Source organism: Caulobacter sp. GW821-FHT10F06 (assembly GCF_058809215.1).
Genome location: NZ_JBXASK010000006.1, coordinates 1 through 21,224, shown reverse-complemented (window position 1 = coordinate 21,224; position 21,224 = coordinate 1). Strand labels below are relative to the sequence as shown.

At 69.4% G+C, this 21,224-nt stretch carries 13 protein-coding genes and 1 riboswitch; of the genes, 6 read left to right on the top strand and 7 right to left on the bottom strand.

Going from position 1 to position 21,224, the window contains the following annotated elements; genetic code table 11:
- Positions 1-14: 14 nt before the first annotated feature.
- The 4 genes from AC1RUS_RS14115 to AC1RUS_RS14100 all read left to right on the top strand — a co-directional run bounded on the left by AC1RUS_RS14115 (position 15) and on the right by AC1RUS_RS14100 (position 4,694).
- Positions 15-1,736 (top strand): heparinase II/III family protein, encoded by a 1,722-nt coding sequence (locus AC1RUS_RS14115; RefSeq protein ID WP_492917157.1) that lies wholly within the window; start codon positions 15-17, stop codon positions 1,734-1,736.
- A 2-nt stretch (positions 1,737-1,738) separates the two neighbouring features.
- A complete protein-coding gene (locus AC1RUS_RS14110; RefSeq protein ID WP_492917155.1) occupies positions 1,739-2,026 on the top strand; it encodes a hypothetical protein in 288 nt (95 codons plus the stop codon).
- A gap of 85 nt (positions 2,027-2,111) precedes the next feature.
- Positions 2,112-2,192: riboswitch (ZMP/ZTP riboswitch) on the top strand.
- Between the two features lie 29 nt (positions 2,193-2,221).
- Entirely contained in the window at positions 2,222-3,811 is a 1,590-nt protein-coding gene (purH, locus tag AC1RUS_RS14105; protein ID WP_492917153.1) for a bifunctional phosphoribosylaminoimidazolecarboxamide formyltransferase/IMP cyclohydrolase, read from the top strand.
- A 124-nt stretch (positions 3,812-3,935) separates the two neighbouring features.
- On the top strand, positions 3,936-4,694 hold the full coding sequence (locus tag AC1RUS_RS14100) for a dienelactone hydrolase family protein (RefSeq protein ID WP_492917151.1): 759 nt from the start codon (positions 3,936-3,938) through the stop codon (positions 4,692-4,694).
- Here the strand turns inward: AC1RUS_RS14100 and AC1RUS_RS14095 are convergent.
- From AC1RUS_RS14095 to AC1RUS_RS14080, 4 genes are all read right to left on the bottom strand, one after another.
- Positions 4,691-5,884 (bottom strand): DUF418 domain-containing protein, encoded by a 1,194-nt coding sequence (locus AC1RUS_RS14095; protein ID WP_492917149.1) that lies wholly within the window; start codon positions 5,882-5,884, stop codon positions 4,691-4,693. The two genes, AC1RUS_RS14100 and AC1RUS_RS14095, sit on opposite strands and share 4 nt — an antisense overlap.
- Before the next feature lie 60 nt (positions 5,885-5,944).
- Positions 5,945-7,294 (bottom strand): MFS transporter, encoded by a 1,350-nt coding sequence (locus AC1RUS_RS14090; protein ID WP_492917147.1) that lies wholly within the window; start codon positions 7,292-7,294, stop codon positions 5,945-5,947.
- A 41-nt stretch (positions 7,295-7,335) separates the two neighbouring features.
- A complete protein-coding gene (locus AC1RUS_RS14085) occupies positions 7,336-12,204 on the bottom strand; it encodes an NAD-glutamate dehydrogenase (protein ID WP_492917145.1) in 4,869 nt (1,622 codons plus the stop codon).
- A 285-nt stretch (positions 12,205-12,489) separates the two neighbouring features.
- A complete protein-coding gene (locus AC1RUS_RS14080) occupies positions 12,490-13,644 on the bottom strand; it encodes an AI-2E family transporter (RefSeq protein WP_492917143.1) in 1,155 nt (384 codons plus the stop codon).
- 97 nt (positions 13,645-13,741) lie between these two features.
- Between AC1RUS_RS14080 and AC1RUS_RS14075 the strand changes: the two genes are divergently transcribed.
- Complete coding sequence (locus AC1RUS_RS14075) at positions 13,742-15,277, top strand: helicase HerA-like C-terminal domain-containing protein (RefSeq protein WP_492917141.1); 1,536 nt, start codon at positions 13,742-13,744, stop codon at positions 15,275-15,277.
- 9 nt (positions 15,278-15,286) lie between these two features.
- On the opposite strand, the gene AC1RUS_RS14070 is transcribed toward AC1RUS_RS14075, so the two are convergent.
- The 3 genes from AC1RUS_RS14070 to galE all read right to left on the bottom strand — a co-directional run bounded on the left by AC1RUS_RS14070 (position 15,287) and on the right by galE (position 20,940).
- Positions 15,287-17,215, bottom strand: coding sequence for a hybrid sensor histidine kinase/response regulator (locus tag AC1RUS_RS14070; protein ID WP_492917139.1), 1,929 nt, complete (start codon positions 17,213-17,215; stop codon positions 15,287-15,289).
- 196 nt (positions 17,216-17,411) lie between these two features.
- Complete coding sequence (locus tag AC1RUS_RS14065) at positions 17,412-19,826, bottom strand: EAL domain-containing protein (protein WP_492917137.1); 2,415 nt, start codon at positions 19,824-19,826, stop codon at positions 17,412-17,414.
- A gap of 130 nt (positions 19,827-19,956) precedes the next feature.
- The gene (gene galE / locus AC1RUS_RS14060; protein WP_492917135.1) at positions 19,957-20,940 is read right to left on the bottom strand and encodes a UDP-glucose 4-epimerase GalE; all 984 of its coding nucleotides are present in this window, start codon (positions 20,938-20,940) and stop codon (positions 19,957-19,959) included.
- A gap of 211 nt (positions 20,941-21,151) precedes the next feature.
- On the opposite strand from galE, the gene AC1RUS_RS14055 reads away from it, so the two are divergent.
- Positions 21,152-21,224 (top strand): hypothetical protein (locus AC1RUS_RS14055; protein ID WP_492914165.1); only part of this gene is annotated, 73 nt, incomplete at its 3' end.

The following is a 21,224-nucleotide window of genomic DNA, read 5'->3' as shown; positions in this document are numbered from 1 at the left end:
CCGGCGCGATGGTGTTGGAACGCTTCGCCCGCGGCCTTCCGAGACTCCCCGCCCTCCCGCGCGGCGGGATCCTGACGCGAGCGATCGGCGCCAACATCCAGGCCCATGTCGAGCGCGAGTGGTTCGGCTCGCCGCCGCACCGCATGCTGATCTCGCTGCCACGGCCCAAGGGCCTGGCGGCCCATCCCCACGATCCCCGTCCCGTCGACGCCGAGCACGGCCGCAAGATCGTCGGCGGCGTGATGAACCTGTCGGGCGGGGCCTTGAGGATCGGCGAGGCCGGCGATCCGTTCGACACCCCCAGCCCGACCCGCCGCTTCGCCATCAACCTGCACCGCTTCGACTGGTTGCCCGACCTGATGGCCGCCGGCCCCGACGGCGCGCGCCGGGCCCTGCGGCTGATCGACGACTGGCGCCGGGTGTTCGGCCGCTGGAACGCGTTTTCCTGGAGCGGCGAGTGCCTGGAGCGACGGGTGTTCCACCTGGCCTGCGCCGCCCGCGCCCTGGCCGCCGAGGGCTCCGACGCCGAGGTCGCCGATCTTTCCATGGATCTGGCCCGTCAGGCCCGCCAGCTGCTGAAGGCCTCCGACCAGCCCGATCGCCTGCTGGAGCGCGCCGTAGCCGCCGCCATCGCCGGCTGCGTGCTGGCCGAAGGCCCCGGCGACAAGCTGATCGACAAGGCGATGAAGATCGTCGCGGCCCAGATCGACCTGATCGTGCTGGGCGACGGCGGCCACGCCAGCCGCTCGCCCGAGGCCGGACTGGAGCTGCTCTTCGACCTGCTGACCCTCGACGACGCCCTGGGCCAGCGCGGCCGCCCTTCGCCCGAGACGGTGTCGCGGGCCATCGACCGCCTGGCTTCGGCCGCGCGGTTCTTCACGTTGGCCGACGGCCAGCTGGCGGCCTTCCACGGCGGCGAGGCCGTCTCCAGCCGCCGCATCGCCGCGGCTCTCGCCCATGACGACGCCGGCCCGCGCCCGCCCGACAGCGCCCCGCATGTCGGCTTCCAGCGGATGCAGGGCGCCAGCATCCAGGTGATGGCCGACACCGGTCCGCCGCCCACCGGTCCCTTGAGCCGCGCCGCCTGCGCCCAGCCCGCCGCCGTCGAGATCGTCTGCGGCAAGGACCGGTTGATCACCAGTTGCGGCTGGAGCCCGGAGGCCACCGGCGCCAACGCTTTCCGCCTGTCGGACGCCGCCTCGACCATCTCGGTCGGCGACGGCTCGGCCGGCCGGCCCTTGTCGGGCTTCCGCGCCCACGCCCTGGGCCCCTGGCTGATCGACGGCGCGACCGACGTGCAGGTCAAGCGCCACGACGGCGACAACGGCGTCTGGCTCGACATCGTCCACGACGGCTGGCGGCGCCTGGGCCTGAACCACGCCCGCCGCCTGTTCCTCGACACGGGCAGCGACGAGCTGCGCGGCGAGGACAGCCTGATCCCCCTGACGCCGGGCGACGCCGCCGGCCCGCGCCGCTACCTGCCCTTCGCCGCCCGCTTCCACCTGCACCCCGACGCCCGCGCCTCGATCGCCCGCGACGGCAAGAGCGTGCTGATCCGAGGACCGTCCAACATCGGCTGGTGGCTGAGGAACGACGCCGTCGACGTCGAGATCGCCGCCTCGGCCCACTTCGATCACGGCCAGGCCCGCAAGGCCGGCCAGATCGTGCTCAAGAGCCAGGTCCGCCCCGAGGTCGGCGCCAAGATCCGCTGGAAGCTGACCCGGGCCGAGGGCTAGGCATGGGCTTCGCGCGCAGACCGCCGCTGGATCCCGGCCGCTCGCGGCACGTCCCGGAGTTCACGGACGACGAGGTGGCGGAGGTCTGCGCCGCCCTGGCGGCCGACGTCCCGGAGCTGCTGGCCATGCTCCAGCGCGAAGCCGACCAGCCGGGCAGCGTGCCGCTGGCGGACTATGACGACACCTATGACCGCCTGCTAACCTGGCTGTTCGAGCGGCAGTACGTCTACACGCACATCGAGATGGCCATGCTGTTCAAGGCCGTGAGGGCGCGGTTGGCGAAGGGCTGAGGCGGGCCCGCCCGTAAGAGGCTCCCCCTCTGACGCAGGATCTTCGACATCGCATTGACTCCCCGGCCCTCGCCCGTATTTTCCGCCCCGTTCGAGTGACTGGCGTTGAAGGTGGGCGACCACCGGGGAGCTCGCAACGCATAAGCCGCGCGCCTGGGCTCCCTTACCGTCTTCCACCAGACCCGGAGTCCCGCCGTGCCCGCCGCCCCCGACTATCCGTCCGCCCCCAATCTCGTTTCGCCCAAGCGCGCCCTGCTGTCGGTCTCCGACAAGACCGGCCTGGTCGAGGCGGCCAAGGTCCTGCACGAGGCGGGCGTCGAGCTGGTCTCGACCGGCGGCACCAAGGCGGCGATCGCCGCGGCCGGCCTGCCGGTCAAGGACGTGTCGGACCTGACCGGTTTCCCTGAGATGATGGACGGCCGGGTCAAGACCCTGCACCCCATCGTCCACGGCGGCCTGCTGGGCGTGCGCGACGCCCCCGAGCACGCTCAGGCCATGGCCGACCACGGCATCGGCGGCATCGATATCCTGTACGTGAACCTCTATCCGTTCGAGGCCACGGTGGCGAAGGGCGGAAGCTACGCCGAGTGCGTCGAGAACATCGACATCGGCGGCCCGGCGATGATCCGCTCGGCGGCCAAGAACCACGGCTATGTCGCTGTCTGCACCGATCCCTCGGATCTGGCCGAAGTGCTGGCAGCCCTGAAGGCCGGCGGGACCACCCTGGCTCTGCGTCAGACCCTGGCGGCCCGCGCCTATGCCCGCACGGCGGCCTATGACGCGGCGATCTCGGCCTGGTTCGCCCAGGCCCTGGGCCAGGACTTCCCGGCTCGCAAGGCCATCGCCGGCGAGCTGCGCCAGACCATGCGTTATGGCGAGAACCCGCACCAGAAGGCGGCCTTCTACGCCTTCCCCAACCCGCGCGTCGGGGTCGCCACGGCGACCCAGCTGCAGGGCAAGGAACTGAGCTACAACAACATCAACGACACCGACGCGGCCTTCGAGCTGATCGCCGAGTTCGATCCCGCCGACGGCCCGGCCGTGGCGATCATCAAGCACGCCAACCCCTGCGGCGTGGCCGTGGGCGGCAGCCAGCGCGAGGCCTATGAGCGGGCGCTGGCCTGCGACCCGACCTCGGCCTTCGGCGGCATCGTCGCCGTCAATTCGCGCCTGACCCGCGAGGCGGCGCTGCAGATGGTCGAGATCTTCACCGAGGTGGTGATCGCCCCGGAAGCCGACGACGACGCCATCGAGGTCTTCGCCGCCAAGAAGAACCTGCGCCTGCTGGTCACCGGCGGCCTGCCCGACGCGCTGTCGACCGGCGACACCTTCAAGAGCGTGGCCGGCGGCTTCCTGGTTCAGTCGCGCGACGACGCGCGGATCAAGGCCTCTGACCTGAAGATCGTCACGAAGCGTCAGCCGACCGACGAGGAGGTGCGCGACATGCTGTTCGCCTTCACCGTGGGCAAGCACGTCAAGTCCAACGCCATCGTCTATGCCCGCGCCGGCCAGACCCTGGGCGTGGGCGCCGGCCAGATGAACCGCAAGGACAGCGCCCGCATCGCGGCGCTGCGCGCGGCCGATTTCGGGCTCGACCTCCAGGGCTGCGCCTGCGCCTCGGAAGCCTTCTTCCCATTCGCCGACGGTCTCATCCAGGCCGCCGAAGCCGGCGCCACGGCGATCATCCAGCCGGGCGGCTCGATGCGCGATCCGGAGGTCATCGAGGCGGCCGACAAGCTTGGCCTCACAATGGCCTTCACCGGCGTGCGAGTGTTCCGTCACTAGGTCTTGGTGCGTGACCCTCGTCCTTCGACAAGCTCAGGATGAGGGTCTCTAATGCGCCGCCACAGCCATCGTCCTCATCCTGAGCCTGTCGAAGGACGAGGACGACGCAGGGAGTAGAACGGCCATGCACAGCGCCGCCTGGGGAGCCAGGGTCGTCCAGCACTCGAAGGTGTTCAAGCCTCCGGGTAACGGCCCCTTCCCGGTGGCGCTGATCCTGCATGGCTGCGGCGGCAAGACGCCGTTCCTGGAGACCTATGCGCAGACCGCCGTGGCGGCCGGCTACGCGGCCATTGTGGTCGACTCGCTGAAGCCGCGCGGCATGTCGACCCTGGACGGCAAGCTGTTCGTCTGCACCGGGACCACCTTGCAGGGCCTCAAGCGCTCGGCCGACGTCTTCGCCATGCTGGCCTGGCTCGAGGAGCAGGCCTGGGCCGACCATGAGCGCGTCTTCCTGGCCGGCTGGAGCCATGGCGGCTGGACGATCATGGACGGCTACGCGATCGGCGTGAACGCGGCCCGGGCCACGGGCCTGCCGGACGCCGATCCGTTGCGGCTGCGGGCCCAGGTCAAGGGCGCACTGCTGGTCTATCCCTATGCCAGCTACCCCTCGCTGACCAGCAGCCGGGGCTGGGGCCAGTACGGACCGCGCGTCTGGTCGGTGCTGGGCGGCAAGGACCAGGTGGTCGGCTGGAAGCATCCGAAGAAGGCGCTGGAGCGCCTGTCCCGCGACGGGCTCAGCGTCGACACCGTGTTCCTCGCCGACGCCACCCACGCCTTCGACGACGACCAGGCCAACGACCCGCGCGCCAAATACCGTCCCGACCTGTTCGGCCAGACACGGGACTATTTCACGCTGGCCCTGACTGAGGCGCTGAAGACCTAGGCGGCCGCCGTCCGTCGGATCGGCGTCGGGCCGCGATAGAGCCGGCGCCACACCCACTCCAGCGGACCCATGCTGAAGCGGTCCATCCACCAGCGCGACCACAGGATCTGGACGATCCAGGTCACGACGACCAGCAGGGCCAGGACCGGACGATCCAGCTTGCCGTGCAGGCCAAGGCCCCGGCCGCCGTAGAAGATCGTGGTCATGATCAGCGACTGGCTCAGATAGTTGGTGAAGGCCATCTGGCCGACCGGGGCCAGGACGGCCGGGATCGCCTTCCAGAACCCGGTCGAGCGCGAGGCGAAGACCATCAGGCTGACATAGCTCAGCGTGGTCAGCGGCGCGGTGGCGATCTGGAACCAGCCCGCGCCCTGGATCAGCGGCTTGGGCAGGCCCGTCAGGGCGGCGGTGATGAACAGCGCGCCGGTCACGGCCAGGGCCAGCAGCCCGATGACCGTGAGGGTCGCATAGGTCTTCTTGGAGGCCTCGCCGGTGAAGACGCCGGCCTTGAAGCAGCCCAGGCCCAGCATCATCAGGCCGCAGGTCATCACGAAGATGATCGGCTCGCCCATCAGGAATTGCGCCCGGTCCTTGGCGTTCTGGACCAGCGACTGGACGAAGGTCCCGGCGTACTGGGCCGCGGCGGCGCTGTTCTCGGCGGCGTCCTTGGCGGTTTCGAGCGCCTCCTTGGCCGGATCAGGGGGGCCGAAATTCATCATCACCAGCCCGATCACGAAGGCTAGCGACAGGCCCGCCCAGATCCCCGCGCCGGTGCGGATCAGCCGCCTGGGCGTCCAGGACCGGGCCAGCATCACCGCGAAGCCGGCCAAGGCGTAACTCAGCAGCACGTCGCCGTACCAGAGAGCGAAGCCGTGCAGCAGGCCAAACACCACCATCCACATCAGCCGCTTGCGCAGGATCGCGCCGCGCTCGGTTTCGGACCGCTCGCCGCCGACCAGGAAGATCGAGATCCCGAACAGCATCGAGAACAGGGTGACGAACTTGCGCTGGAACAGCCATTGGGTGATCACCCAGACTGAGACCGTGTCGGCCCCCGTCCCGTGCGGCCAGTTCTTCACCGACTCGGCCACGCCCGGGGCGACGGCGAAGTCGGGAATGTTGCAGAGCAGGATGCCCAGCACCCCGAGCCCCCGCAGGGAATCGAGCAGGACGATGCGGTCTTTGGTCATGGGCCCCCACGGCGTTTCAACGCCAGCCTAATCCGGTCACCCGGACTTCCACAACCGGTCTCAGGCGACGGGCGTCGCTTCGGTGTCAGGCGCCTGTTCCGGCACCCGCAGCAGCACCACGGCGCCGCCGATCATGAACAGGGCCGAGACCGCCACCGCGATGCGCTGGTCGCCGACGGCGCGGGTGCCGACCGCGATCACCAGCGGGGCCATGAAGGCCGTGGCCTTGCCCGACAGCGCGTAGAGCCCGAACCACCGCCCGGTCTCGCCGGCCGGCGCCAGCTGCGCCATCCAGGCCCGCAAGCTGGCCTGGGCCGGTCCGAAGGTCAGACCCACGAACAGGCTGAAGGCCAGGAACATCCGCTCCGGCGTGCTGGAGAACAGCGCCCCACCCGGCATGGCCGGCGCGACGGGAATGGCGAAGAACAGCGTGTCCTTGCCCACGCAGCCGACCCCGGCCGCGCCGAACAGCACCACCGCCACGGCGATCAGCACGGTGGCCTTGGAGCCCAGCTTCTGGTCGACCCGACCGCCGATGAAAGTGCCGATCCCGGCCATCACCGACAGGGCGATGGCGTAGAGACCCAGCTGCGTCGTCGTCCAGCCGAACAGGCCGGCGGCCAGCACGCCGCCGAAGGCGATGAAGCTGGAGATGCCGTCGCCCAGCAGCATGCGGCCGACCAGGAACTTCAACATGTGCGGCTTGGCCGGCAGGCTGCGGATTGTCTCCCACAGCTCGGCGAGCGGCCTGGCCCCGCTGGCCGGCGGCGGCTGGGGCGCGCTGATCATCAGCGGCCAGCTGAACATCAGGAACCACACGGCGACCATCGGGCCGACGATGCGGTCGGGCTCATGCAGGGCCTTGCTCAGGCCCAGCAACGGCGTCTCCGGCAGGGAAAAGCCCAGCAGCACGATGAACAGCGAGATCAGCGCCCCGACATAGGCCAGGGCCCAGGCGGTGCCCGACAGCCGCCCGACCTGACCCGGCTTGGCGACGATCGGCAGCAGGGCGTTCATCACCGATCCGCCCAGCTCGGCCGTGACCCCGGCCACGACCAGGCAGACCAGGATCGGCAGGATGCGAGACGCGTCGCCCGGTGTCGCCAGCCACAGGGCGCTGCTGGCGATCACGAACGGAACCGCCAGGCCGATCAACCAGGCGCGCGGATTGCGCCGCGCATCGACGGCCGCCCCGACCAGCGGGCTGAAGATCGCGATGGCCAGGCCCGAGACGGCGCCGGCATAGCCCAGCAGGCTCTGGCCGCGCGCCGCGTCGCCGACGAAGCCGGCCGCGAAATAGGGCGTGAAGATGAAGGTCGCGATCAGCGCCCAATAGGGCTGCTGGGCCCACTCGTAAGCCGCCCAGGCGACGCGCTTGCGATCACCGTCGTCCATCTGCTTCCCCGCCATTGTCTCCCTCTCCTAGGGGAGAGGGAGACGGGGAGCCAGCCCTATCCCGCCGTCGCCAGCTCGCGCAGGGCGGCGTTGGCGATGGTCAGCTTGGCGAAGGTCCAGCCGCCGCCGGCGTTCTCGATGTCCTCGACCGTGCGCTTGACCGAGCGGACCCGGTCCATGCGCAGGGCGGCCCACGAGGTGACCGCCGCCTTGGCCGAGACCTCGTCTTCGCCGGCCTGGGCGCTGGCCGAGAACTTCAGCACCGCCTGGGTGATCGCGGTCTGCTCGCTCAGCAGGTCCTCGATCAGGCGCCGCACCGCTAGACGCTCGAAGGCGTCGCCGCCGACGAACGAACCGGACGCGCCGCGCAGGCGGTCGAAGCCGAAGGCCGCGCCGACTTGGTGATAGAGGCGAGCGACGTTCTTCACCGTCCAGCTGGAGGCGTTGGCCAGGTCGACCAGATCGGCCGCCGTGGTCAGCGGCTGCAAGGCCGCGACGGCCTGGGCCAGGGTTTCCGGCGCGCCGTCGGCGACATAGGCCTTCACCCGCTTGGCGACGACCTTCTGCTCGTAGCCCGACAGGACGGCCGGCGTCAGGGCGCGCAGCTCGGCGACCGACGGGCCGTAGCTGTCGACCAGGGTCTTGACCGCGGCCTTGTCGCGGAACGCCCGGCGGGCCAGCCAGAAGGTCTGGCTGCGCAGGGCGTAGGCCAGGGCCTTGTAGAGCGCGGTCTGGCCAGCGGCCGAGGCCTTGCCGTCCAACGCCGAGACCTGGTCCCACAGCGCGTCGACGCCGAGGATCTCGCGGGCGGCGGCGAAGCCGGTGACCAGGGCGTCGGTGTCGCAACCGGCGGCGGCCTTCAGACGTCCCGGAAAGGTCGGGCCACACATGTTGACCATCTGGTTGCCGACCACCGTGGCGATGATCTCGCGCTTCAGGCGGTGCTTCTGCATCTGGTCGGCATAGCGATCCATGGCCGGCGGGAAGTAGCCGCGCAGGGTGGCTTCGAACCAGGGATCATCCGGCGCGTCGGAGGCGACGATCTCGTCGAACAGATCCAGCTTGCCATAGGCCAGCAGCACCGCCAGCTCGGGCCGGGTCAGGCCCTTGCCGGACTGGCCGCGTTCCAGCAGCACGGTGTTGCCGGGCAGGCCCTCGACCTTGCGGTCCAGGCGACCCCGGCCCTCCAGGTCGGCCATGAAGCGGGCGTGCGATTCGACCTCCGAGACCGCGTCGCTTTCCATCAGCGTCAGGGCCAGGGTCTGGTCGTAATTGTCGGCCAGCACGTGGCTGGCGACATCGTTTGTCATGGTCGGCAGCAGGGTGTTTCGGCCTTCGCGCGACAGCTGTTGCGAGCGCTCCAGCAGACCGGTGAGGATCTTGATATTGACCTCGTGGTCGGAGCTGTCGACCCCGGCCGAGTTGTCGATGGCGTCGGTGTTGATGTGCCCGCCAGCCCCTCCAGCGCCAGATTGGGCGAACTCGACGCGGCCAGCCTGGGTCAGGCCAAGATTGGCGCCCTCGCCCACCACCTTGACCCGCAGGTCCGAGCCGTTGACGCGGATGGCGTCATTGGCCTTGTCGCCGGCGTCGGCGTTGCTCTCGCCCTTGGCCTTCACATAGGTGCCGATGCCGCCGAGATAGAGCAGCTCGGCCTTCGACTTCAGGATCGCGGTCATCAGTTCGGCGGGCGAGACGGACTCGGCCTTGATCTCGAACAGGGCCCGAACCTCGGCAGACAGCGGGATGGTCTTCAGGCTGCGGGCGAAGACGCCGCCGCCCTTGGAGATCTTGGCCTTGTCGTAGTCGTCCCACGACGAGCGCGGCAGCTTGAACATCCGGTCGCGCTCGGCCCAGGAGGCGGCGACGTCCGGATCCGGGTCCAGGAAGATGTGGCGGTGATCGAAGGCGGCCAAGAGCTTGGTCTGCTTGGACAGCAGCATGCCGTTGCCGAACACGTCGCCGCTCATGTCGCCGACGCCGACCACGGTGAAGGGTTCGGTCTGGATGTCCTTGCCCAGCTCGCGGAAGTGGCGCTTGACCGCTTCCCAGGCGCCGCGGGCGGTGATGCCCATGACCTTGTGATCGTAGCCGACCGAACCGCCCGACGCGAAGGCGTCGCCCAGCCAGAAGCCGTAGTCCTCGGCCACGCCGTTGGCGATGTCGGAGAAGGTCGCCGTGCCCTTGTCGGCGGCGACGACCAGATAGGGATCCTCGCCGTCATGGACGAGCACCGACGGCGGCGGGACCACCTTGTTGTCGGGATCGATATTGTCGGTCAGGTCCAGCAGGCCCGACAGGAAGGTCTTGTAGGCGCGGATCGCCTCGGCCTGGATGGCGTCGCGATCGCCGCCGCGCGGCAGCTGCTTGGGATAGAAGCCGCCCTTCGACCCGACCGGCACGATGACGGCGTTCTTGACCTGCTGGGCTTTCACCAGACCCAGCACCTCTGTGCGGAAGTCGTCGCGGCGATCCGACCAGCGCAGGCCGCCGCGGGCGACCGGGCCGAAGCGCAGGTGGACGCCCTCGACGTGCGGGGCCGAGATGAAGATCTCGCGATAGGGCTTGGGCGCCGGCAGGTCTTCCAGCTCGCGGGAGGCGATCTTGAAGCTGATATAGGGCTTGGGCTGACCGTCGGCGGCCGGCTGATAGAAGTTGGTCCGCTGGATGGCGCCGACCAGGGCGGCGATGCGGCGCAGGACGCGGTCGGCGTCCAGGCTTTCGACCGCCTGCAACGCCTCGGCGATCTTGGCCTCGACGGCCTTGGCCTGCTCCTTGCGGCTGGCCAGATCGGCGACCACCGCCGGGTCGAACTTGGTCTGGAAGAGATCCAGCACCAGGCGGGCGACGCCGGGGTGATCGGCCAGGGCCTGCTCCTGCACGCCTTGGCTTGGGTCCAGGCCCGACTGCTGGCGATAGCGGGCGAGAGCCCGGATCAGGGCGGCCTCGCGCCAGCCGATGCCGAGTTCCAGCACCAGTCGGTTGAAGCCGTCGCTCTCGGCGCGGCCGGTCCAGATGGCGACGAAGGCGGCCTCGAAGGCCAGCTTGATGTCGGCGAAGGTCAGGTGCTCGCCCTGCTCGTCGCGCAGTACGAATTCATGCACCCACACAGGAGCGCGCTCGCCGTCGGCGCCGGTGGGCGAGACCTTGAAACCGTCCTCGATCAGGGCCTTCAGGCCCATGTGCTCCAGGATCGGCAGCACGTCGGCCAGGGGCGCGGCGGCGCCCGGGCGATACAGCTTGAAGCGGAAGGTCACCGCGCTGTCGTCGGCGTGGCGGAAGGCGCGCACGCGCACGGCCTCGTCGGCGCCCAGGGCGTCGATGACCTCGATGTCGGCCAGAGCCTCGGCGGCGTCGTACTGGTCGCGATAGCCGGGCGGGAAGGCGCCGGCGTAACGGGCCAGGGTCGGGGCGACGGTTCCGGGCGCACCGCCGTCACGGATCGCCGCCTCGAAGCGGTCGTCCCAGGTGCGGGCGGTCTCGGCGATCGCCGCTTCCAGGGCCACGAGGTCGGGCTCGCGATGATCCCCCGGCGTGACGCCGAGGATGAAGTGGACCCGCGCCAGCGGGGCGTCGGAGAAGCTGGGGTAATAGGCCGACACCCGGCCGCCGAACGCCTCGGCCAGCAGGTTACCGGCCCGCTCGCGGACGCCGGAGTCATAGCGCTCGCGCGGCACGAACAGCAGGGCCGAGATGAAGCGGTCGAACGGATCGCGGCGGGTGAACAGCTTCACGCGCGGCCGGTCGTAGAGATGCAGCACGCCCAGCGCCATCGACAGCAGCTGGTCCTCGTCGGTCTGGAACAGCTCGTCGCGGGGCCAGGTCTCCAGGATGTTGCGCAGGCGCTTGCCGTTGTGGCTGTCAGGATCCTTGCCGGCGCTGACCAGCACATGGGCCACCTTGCGACGGATCAGCGGCACGTCGTGGGCCGGGGTCTCATAGGCCTCGGCGGTGAACAGGCCCACGAAGCGGACCTCGCCCGATGGCTTGCCGTCCGCGCCGTAACGGCGGACGCCGACATAGTCCATGTAGCCGCGGCGGTGGACGCGCGAGCGCAGGTTCGACTTGGCCACCACGATCGGATCGCCGACCTCGATGTGGTTGCGGACCTGACGCGACAGGATCGCCGGCTCACTGCCCCGGCGCAGCACGGTGCGGGCCTGGTCGCGCAGCACGCCCAGGCTGCCCTCGGGCTGATAGAGCGGCTCCTCGGCCGCGTAGCCGCCGTCGGCGGTGCGGGGATACTCGTAGACACGGGCGCCCAGGAACACGAAGTGGTCGGAGGCCAGCCAGTCGAGGAAGTCCATGTCCTCGGCCCGGGCCTCGGCGGGAATGGCAACCTTGGTGTCGCGCAGCTCGACGATCGTGCGGCGCATCAGGGCGCGCATGGCCTCGAAGTCCTGCACGGCCAGGCGGACGTCGGAGAGCGCCTCGGTCACGGCGGCGATCAGGGCCGCCTCGCGGTCCTCGCCCACCGGGGCCAGATAGATCTGGATCATCGAGCGACGCTGGCCGCCCGCCTCGACCACGGGGTGGAACATGGCGCGGACCTGGAAGCCGGCCTCGGCCACCGCGCCCATGATGCTGTCGACCAGGAAGGGCCGGTCCAACTGGACGATCTCGAGCAGGTCACCGCGCAGGTCGGTCCCGTCGGGCTTGCGCGCGCGGCGCAGGCGGATGGCGGGCTCGGTGACGTCGGTGGCGGTCAGGCCGAAGCGCCAGAAATCGGCGAGGGCGAAGGCGGTGTCGCCGGCGTCGAAGCCGGGCAGCTCGTCGGCCGACCAGTCGTCCTGGGCCTGGGCGACGAAATGCCGAGGCTCGGCCTCCAGGGTGTTGACCGACTTCCCCAGCGCCTGCGCGAACGCCGTCAGGAGCGGGCCGCCAGCGGCCTCCGAACCTTGGAGGTCATTTTTTGCAGCAGCCATGGGATTTCCTCGCGAATTTTTGGCGACAACCTAGCCTTTTCGGGCCGGGGTTCAACCAGGTCGTCCGAATTACGCAAAAAGTCTTGCAGATTTGGAACGCGCCGTCGGCGGCAGGGCCGATCAGGCCCGGGAAAACGGAAGCGCCGCCGGTGGGGGGGAGACCGGCGGCGCCGACCCGCCGGGGGGAAGGCGGGCGTTTTCCGCTTTCGACGCGCCAGGAAAGCCGGCCGCGTCTCGCGGGGTCCGGCTGGGGGGAACCGGACAAGACAGAGATAGGCGCAGCTTTCAGGATTTTAAGTCCCCCTTCGCGACTTTCCGTCGAACAGGCGACTTTGCGGTTTGCGAGGGCTTCTCCGCCGCGGACTTGTGGCCGCCAGGCGCGACACCGGGACCTTGCGGGTCGCCGTCCTCCGACAGCAGGATCGCGATCCAGCGCGTCCCGTCGAACTGGGCCAGGATCACCATGCAGGCCACGGTCAGCGGCGTGGACAGGAACATGCCCGCCACGCCCCAGAGCGCGCCCCACACCGCCAGCGACAGCAGCACGACGGTCGGATCCATGTTCAGGCTGTCGCCCTGCATGCGCGGCAGGATGATGTTGCCGACCACGAAGAAGATGCCCTGCAGCGCCGCGAACAGGATGATCGCCGGCGCGAAGCTGTCGGGGAACTGCACCAGGGCGAACAGCGGCGGCAGGAAGCAACCGATCGCGCCGCCCAGGATGGGGATGTAGGCGGCCAGGAAGATCAGGAAGGCCCAGAAGAAGGCGTTGTCGAGCCGCAGGATGGCCATCACCACCCAGGCGCCGACGGCGATCATCAGGCCCGTGACCGTCTGGATCCACAGATACTGCTCGACGCCGTCGCGGATGCGATGGAACAGCACCATCGCCTTCTCGCGCTCGCCATGCTGCGGGAACATGGCGACGATCTTGCGACCGAACCCCCGGCGCGAGGCGACGATGAAGCCCAGATAGATCAGCACCAGCACCGCGCTGGTGCCGACGCTCTGCAGGCTCTGGGCGACCGTGCCGATATAGCGCGACAGATTGAGCTGCTTGATCAGGCCGTCAAGCGTCGGCTCCACCTTCAGCCCGACCCGACCGCCCAGGCCCGCGATATCGGCGATGAGCTCGTTCAGCCTCGGCGTATAGCCCTTCATCTGGGCCGCGAAGCCGGCGCTGTTGTTGGCCACCATCCACACCGACAGGCCAAACAGCACGATCGACAGCACGATGGCGGTCGGCAGGGCCAGGGGCCTGGGAAAGCGCGGGACGCGGGCCACCAGCACGCGGGCGAAGCTGTCGATCATCACCGCCAGGAACACCGCCAGGGCCAGCGGCGTGAGGATGTCGCGCGCCCAGTACAGCGTCGCGCCTCCCGCGATCACCGCCAGGAACACCACGGCGTTGCGAGCGGCGGCGGACGGCGGGATGGTCATTCGGTTCTCCTGGGGAAACGTAACACTTTGAGCGCCGCGATTGGCGCGAAGCAAGGCCGGGGTTAGGGTCAGCGCTCAAGTTCAAGGGACGTTGCGCATGACTCTGTCGATTGGTGAAGGCGAGATCCTGGTCGGGCTCGGCGAAGGTCCGGTGACCCAGCGGCTCGATCGCTCCAATCGCCATGGCGTGGTCGCCGGCGCCACGGGGACGGGCAAGACCGTGACCCTGCAGGTCATCGCCCAGGCCTTCTCCGACGCCGGGGTGCCGGTGTTTGCCGCCGACGTGAAGGGCGACCTTTCGGGCATCGCCATGCCGGGCGCGCCCAACGAGAAGATGCTGGCCCGCGCCGCCTCGATGGACCTCACCCTGACTCCCGCCGCGCCGCCGACGGTGTTCTGGGACCTGTTCGGCCAGAAGGGTCATCCGATCCGCACCACCATCTCGGAGATGGGTCCGGTGCTGCTGTCGCGGCTGCTGGAGCTGAACGACGTTCAGGAAGGCGTGCTGACGATTGTCTTCCACGTCGCCGACAAGGACGGCCTGTTGCTGCTGGACCTCAAGGACCTGCAGGCCTGCCTGAAATATGTCGCCGACCACGCCTCGGAGATCGGCACGCTCTACGGCAACGTCTCGCCGGCCACGGTGGGTTCGATCCAGCGCAAGCTGCTGACCCTGCAGACGCAAGGCGCCGACAACTTCTTCGGCGAGCCGGCGCTGAAGCTGGCCGACATCATGCGCACCGACGTCGCCGGGCGCGGCTATGTGAACCTGCTGGCCGCCGACAAGCTGATCCAGTCGCCCAAGCTCTATTCGACCTTCCTGCTGTGGCTGCTGTCGGAGCTGTTCGAGGAGCTGCCCGAAGTGGGCGATCCGGAAAAGCCCAAGCTCGTCTTCTTCTTCGACGAGGCGCACCTGCTGTTCAACGACGCGCCCAAGCCGCTGCTGGAAAAGATCGAGCAGGTGGTGCGCCTGATCCGCTCCAAGGGCGTGGGCATCTATTTCGTCACCCAGAACCCGGCCGACATTCCCGACGCGGTGCTGGGACAGCTGGGCGCTCGCGTGCAGCACGCCCTGCGCGCCTACACCCCCGCCGACCAGAAGGGCCTGAAGGCCGCCGCCCAGTCCTTCCGGATCAATCCGAACTTCGACACCGCCGAGACCATCCAAGGCCTGGGCGTGGGCGAGGCCCTGGTCTCGACCCTCGACGCCAAGGGCGCGCCGAACGTCGTGCAGAAGACCCTGATCCGTCCGCCCGCCTCGCGCCTGGGCCCGCTGACGCCGGAAGAGCGCAACGCCCTGATCGCCAAGAGCCCGGTCGCCGGCCTCTACGACGTCGCCCAGGACCGGGCCTCGGCCTATGAAATCCTGCAAGGCCGCGCCCAGGAGGCCCAGCACCAGGCCGAGGTCGCCCAGGACGCCGCCGAGGCCGAGAAGCAACGGGCGGCCGAGGAGAAGGTCCGCGCTCGCGAGGAAGCCCGCGAATCGCGGGCCGCGCCGCGGCCCCGCGCCGCGTCCAGCCGCCAGGGCATGGCCGAGACTTTCGCCAAGTCGCTGCTGCGCACCGTGGCCAGTCAGGCCGGACGCGAGATCATGCGCGGCTTGCTGGGCAGTTTGAAGAAAAGCATGCGCTAGGACGCGCGGTCAGGCGTCGAGATCGAGCTTGACCGGCCGCCGCTCCAGTAAGGCGGCGAGGGCCTCGGCCAGTTGTTCGACGCGGAACGGCTTGCGCAGCAGGGGCCAGGGCAGGTCGGCCGGCGCCATGGCCAGCTTCTCGCCCGCATAGCCGGTGGTCAGCAGGATGGCCATGGCCGGGTCGCGCGCCGCGGCGGCGTGAGCCAGGTCCACGCCGCTGATCCCGCCGGGCATGATGATGTCTGACATCAGCAGGTCGAACGCCGCCTCGCGCTCGAGCAGCGCCAGTCCGTGGACGCCGTCGGTGGCGGTGACCACCACGCAGCCGAAATCCAACAAGGCCCCCTCGGCGATGGCGCGCACGGCCGGATCGTCCTCGACCAGCAGCACCCGCGTTCCGGCCAGGTCCGCCCGGACGGCGACCGGCGCAGCCTGTTCGGCGGGGGGCTCGACCACTGTCCCGACGGCGGCCGGCAGATAGAGCGCCACGGTCGAGCCGCGCCCCTCGACGCTGTCGATGCTGACCCCGCCGCCGCTCTGGCGCAGGAAGCCATAGACCTGGGCCAGTCCAAGACCGGTCCCCTTGCCGACATCCTTGGTGGTGAAGAACGGCTCGAACACCCGGGTCAGGACTTCCGGCGGCATGCCCGTGCCGGTGTCGCTGACCGCCACACGCACATAGTCGCCGGCGCGCGTATCGGCGATCTGGCCGTCGGACAGGCGCACCGCCGTCACCTCGACGGTGATCTCGCCGTCGTCGGGCGTGGCGTCCACAGCGTTGACCACCAGATTGAGCAGTGCGGCCTCGAACTGCGCGGCGTCCACCCGGCTGACGCCGGCGTTTGCATCACACCGGATGGTCAGCCGAGTGTTCTCGGCGACGGCGCGGACCAGCAGCGGCTCGACCTGGGCGACCAGGGCCGGGATATCGACGACCTCGAGCTTGAGCTCCTGGTTGCGCGAGAAGGCCAGCAGCTGGCGCGTGAGGCGCTCGCCGCGTTGGCCCGCCGATAGCGCGGCCTCGGCCAGGCGGCGCACCCGCGCCTCGTCGCCGGGCTGGCGCAGGATCATGTCCAGACCACCGACGATCACGGTCAGCAGGTTGTTGAAGTCGTGGGCGACGCCGCCGGTCAGCCGCCCGACCGTCTCCAGGCGCTGAGCCTGGGCGAGGGCCGCCTCGGCCTTGGTCGTCTCGGCGATGCTGGCTTCGAGGGCCGCCGTGCGCTCGGCGACCCGGGTCTCCAGATCGCGTCGCGCCTCGACCGCCTCGGTCACGTCGCGAAACGTCACCGCCAAGTCGTGACCCAGCTTGACGCCGCTCGAGCGAATCCAGCGGTCCTTGCCGTTGATCACCCGGTGGACGTCGATGTCGTCAGGACCGCCGTCCTCGAACAACCGGTTCAAACGGTCGGCCATGTCATGGTTGGTCGGGTGGTTGAAGGCCTCGCGCACCCGGCGACCGACCAGGGTCGAGGCGCCCGTGGGCCGCATCGCCTCGGCGGCCGGGTTGGCGTAGGTCCAGCGGAAATCGACGATCCGGCCGCCCTCGCGCACCGGCTCCAGGATCACGAAGGCGTCGAGCGAGGCTTCCTGCGCGGCCCGGAAACGCTCCTCGGCCGCCAGCCCCGTCCGCACGGCCCGGCGGAGGATCTCCATGAACAGCACCATCAGGCCGCCGCAGATCCAGAACATGATGATCTGGACGGCTTCCTTGGCGTGCAGAACTCCGCCCGCGGCCGGACCCAGCCAGAGATGCCAGACGACCGCCGTGCCGGCCGCCAGCGTCGCCAGGCCGGCGCCCACGCCGCCGAACATGGCGGCCACCAGGACGGCGACATAGAAGGTCGGGAAATTGGTGGGGGTGTCGGTGGCCAGGGCCGCGACCATGCGCGCGAGGAAGGCCGCGAGCACCGTCGCCCCGGCGATGGCGTATCGCACAAGGGGTCGGTCGTTCCCCGTCACGAACCTGATGGCCGTCCGCCCCAGCACTCGGCGCGCCCCCCTAGACCACCGTCCCTGGGCTTTCCAGGCGACCGGCTTGCCCGCAACGTCCAACGCCGGAACTGGTTCCCGGCGCGCCTGTGCGCGAACGGACGATCATTTCAGTTCGCGCGCGCCGGATGGCAAGTCTTCGTCAGGCCGCAGAACGCTTGGCGCGCTTGGTAGGGGTGAGTTGCGGCGCGATCGCGCTGGCCATGGTCCAGGCCGTCAGCGAGTCGACCGGCGCGGGACGCCCGATCGCATAGCCCTGCAGTTCGGCGCAGGCCTCGCCGCGCAGGAACACGATCTGCTCCTCGGTCTCCACGCCCTCGGCGACGACCGGGATCTCCAGGCTGCGGCCCAGGCCCAGCACGGCGCGCACGATGACGGTGGCGCGGTCGTGGCGGTGGATGTTCTCCACGAAGCTCTTGTCGATCTTGATCTTGTCGAACGGGAACGACTGCAAGGTCGACAGCGACGAGAAGCCGGTGCCAAAGTCGTCCATGGCGATGCGCACGCCCAGAGCCTTCAGGCGGCGCAGATTGTCCAGCGCGCGCTGATAGTCCTTGAACAGGGCGCTCTCGGTGATCTCCAGCTCCAGGCGGGCCGGCGACAGGCCGGTCTGGATCAGCACCTCGTGCACCAGGGTCGGCAGGGCCGGATTGTTCAGCTGCAGCGGCGACAGGTTGACCGCGATGCGCAGCGGCTTGTCCCAGGAGGCGGCGTCGGCGCAGGCGCGGCGCAGCACCCACTCGCCTAGCGGGGCGATCAGGCCGTTCTCCTCGGCCACTGGAATGAAGTCGAGCGGCGGGATCATGCCGCGGGTCGGGTGCTTCCAGCGGACCAGGGCCTCGAAGCCACAGACCTCGCCGTCGGCGGCGCGCGCCAGCGGCTGGTAGTGGACGATCAGCTCCTCGTCGATGATGCCCTGCTTCAGGTCGCGGGCCAGGGCCCGGCGCTCGCGGATCGACTCGTCCATCTCGCGCTTGAAGAAGCGATAGACGCCACGACCGCTTTCCTTGGCGCGATACAGCGCCATGTCGGCGTTGGCCATCAGGGACTCGGTGGTGCGGCCGTCGTCGGGATAGAGGCTGACGCCCAGGCTCGCGCCCATGGTCAGGTCCTGGCCCTCGAACATCACCGGCGCGGACAGCGTCTCGAGCAGACGGCCCGATAGTTCTGCGGCGGCGCCGGGCTGGTCGCCCCCCGCCACCTGCACGACGATGAACTCGTCGCCGCCCAGACGCGCGGCGAAGGACGGCGCGCTGACGGAGTCCTGCAGACGCCGCGCGGTCTCGACCAGCAGGGAGTCCCCCGCCAGGTGACCGTGCTGGTCGTTGGCTTCCTTGAAGTGGTCCAGGTCGATGCAGATCACCGACAGGCTCTCGCCGGAGGCCTCGACGCGGTCGATGGCGGCGCTCAGGCGCGCCTGCAGCGAGTTGCGATTGGGCAGGCCGGTCAGGCCGTCGTGCTCGGCCAGATAGCGGATCTTCTCCTCGGCCGAGCGGCGCTCGCGCAGGTCGCGCACGGCCAGGACGGTGAGGCCCGAGGTCTCGGTTCGGGCGCCGTCGTCCATCAGGCGCGAGAACACCTCGACGGGGATCTCGCGACCGCCGGCGATCGGCTGCAGCACGCCCTCGCGGCGCACGCCTTCGCGCGTCGCCTCGGCGCCGTTGTAGGTCAGGATCGCGCCGAACAGCGGCTGGCCCTGCAGCTCTTCCAGGGGCGCGCCGACCAGTTCGCAGAAGGCGGCGTTGGCGTCGTTGATGCGGCCGTCCTGAACGACCACGATGCCTTCATAGGCGGCGTTGGCCAGGCGGCGGATGCGCTCGAGGGCCGAGCGGGTGGTCTGGGATTCGATGGCCACGGCGCCGAGGCCGCCCAGGATGATCAGGCCGGTGATGCAGGTGACCGCCAGGGTCAGGACGCCGCCCGACAGCAACTGGTCGGGGACCATGGCCGCAGCGTCGGGGACGATGGTGATCGCGCCCATGCCGGTGAAATGAAGCGAACAGACGGCCAGCGTCAGGATGCCGCCGCCGATCAATTGCTTGGACATGCTGCGGGCGCGGCCCGCGACGACCAGGGCGATGGTGCAGCCCACCACGCCCAAAAGGACCGAGGCGCCGACCGTCGCGTGTTCCCAGACGACTTCGCCCTGGGTCACGAACGCGGTCATGCCGGTGTAGTGCATTGCCGCGACGCCCATGCCCAGGACCAGGCCGCCGGCCACGTCGTTGGTGCGCGAGCGCTGGGCCGAGGCCACGACGAAGCCGGTGCCCATGAACAGCACGGCGATCATCAGGGACAGCAGGGTGCCGGTCGGGCTGTAGCCGGTCTTCAGACCGGGATTGTAGGCGACCATGCCGATGAAGTGCGTGGCCCAGACGCCCGAGCCCGAGACCAGGCCGGTGAGCAGCAGCCACGCGGCCCGAACTAGGCCCTTCGCGCCGCGCATCCGCGAGTAAAGCCTGAACGCCGTGAAGCAAGCCGCGAAACAAACGACCGCCGCCACGCCGACCAACCGATAGTCATGCTCGGTCGTCAGACAGGTCAAAACCTTCAACACGCGCGGTCCCCCAGCGTCACAACCCTCAAACGATACCTGGGGAGTTACAAATAAACCGTTTCACCGCAGGGTCGTGCGACAAACGGTCTGAGATGAGCCGCCTGGAGGGTCGGATCATCCCTCGCGCCGGCTATCGGCCGGCCGCGGCCTGAGCCTGATGCCAGCGCCAGGCCGAGGACAGGATGGCATCGAGGTCGCGGGACGGCGTCCAGCCCAGCTCCGCCTTGGCTTTTGCGTTGTCGGCGACCAGGACCGGCGCGTCCCCTGGCCGGCGCGCGGCGACCTGCACCGCCAGCGGCTTGCCGACCGCGCGCTCGACGCCGGAGATCAGTTCCTTGACGCTTGTGCCTCGTCCGGTGCCGAGATTGTAGCTGGCGCTCGGCGCGCCCTCGATCAGGCGGTTGAGGGCGCTGACATGGGCGGCGGCCAGGTCCAGCACATGGACGTAGTCCCGCACCGCCGTGCCATCGCGCGTGTCGTAGTCATCGCCGAAGATCGTGAAGTGCGACCGTTGCCCCAGGGCGACTTGGATGACCAACGGAATGGCGTGGGTCTCGGGCTCGTGCCACTCGCCGATACGCCCCTCGGGCTCGGCGCCGGCGGCGTTGAAATAGCGCAGCACGATGCTGCGGAAGCCGACATAGCGATCGTAATCGGCTAGGGCCTGCTCGACCATCAGCTTGGTGCGCCCATAGGGATTGAGCGGATTTTGCGGATGAGCTTCGTCCATCGGCAGACGCACGGGATCGCCGAATGTGGCGCAGGTCGAGGAAAACACCATGGCGTCGACACCGGCCCGGCGTGCGGCCTCGATCAGGCTGATGCTGCCCGAGACGTTGTTGTCGAAGAAGGCGCCAGGATCGGCGACCGAGGCCCCGACCTCGATGCGCGCCGCCAGATGTATGACCGCGACCGGAGCATGGGCGGCGAAGACCGCGTCGAGTCTGGCGGCGTCTCGGATGTCGCCGATCTCCAGCGGTCCCCACAGGACATGCTCGCGATGACCGTTGGACAGATCATCCAGGACCACAGGGGTAAACCCTGCGGCCGCCAACGCCAGGCAGGTGTGGGAGCCGACATAGCCAGCGCCTCCGGCCACCAGGACGTTCCGCATCGACATCTTCCAAAAACAGGATCTGACGACCGCTGCTATAGGGTTTGGCCTCCGCACGAAAGGCGTTGCGATGGCCGGGCGTCCAAACGGCGTATAAAAGGCGTCGGAATAGCGCGCGGCGGTCCGCCAGGAGCCTTGCCTCTGCGCCCTGATTGCTGGATTAGGCGGATCGCCGCGACGCGGTCCCGGCGGGTTTGAGCAGGAAGCATCCATGCGCGTAGCGATGATTGGCACGGGTTATGTGGGCCTGGTGTCTGGGGCGTGCTTCGCCGATTTCGGTCACG

What these genes read in the sequence shown, in the direction of transcription:
- AC1RUS_RS14110 (WP_492917155.1), top strand. Translation starts at nt 1,739, where the DNA reads ATGGGCTTCGCGCGCAGACCGCCGCTGGATCCCGGCCGCTCGCGGCAC.
- galE (WP_492917135.1), bottom strand. Translation starts at nt 20,940, where the DNA reads ATGCGGAACGTCCTGGTGGCCGGAGGCGCTGGCTATGTCGGCTCCCAC.
- AC1RUS_RS14095 (WP_492917149.1), bottom strand. Translation starts at nt 5,884, where the DNA reads ATGACCAAAGACCGCATCGTCCTGCTCGATTCCCTGCGGGGGCTCGGG.
- AC1RUS_RS14090 (WP_492917147.1), bottom strand. Translation starts at nt 7,294, where the DNA reads ATGGCGGGGAAGCAGATGGACGACGGTGATCGCAAGCGCGTCGCCTGG.
- AC1RUS_RS14100 (WP_492917151.1), top strand. Translation starts at nt 3,936, where the DNA reads ATGCACAGCGCCGCCTGGGGAGCCAGGGTCGTCCAGCACTCGAAGGTG.
- AC1RUS_RS14085 (WP_492917145.1), bottom strand. Translation starts at nt 12,204, where the DNA reads ATGGCTGCTGCAAAAAATGACCTCCAAGGTTCGGAGGCCGCTGGCGGC.
- AC1RUS_RS14075 (WP_492917141.1), top strand. Translation starts at nt 13,742, where the DNA reads ATGACTCTGTCGATTGGTGAAGGCGAGATCCTGGTCGGGCTCGGCGAA.
- AC1RUS_RS14080 (WP_492917143.1), bottom strand. Translation starts at nt 13,644, where the DNA reads ATGACCATCCCGCCGTCCGCCGCCGCTCGCAACGCCGTGGTGTTCCTG.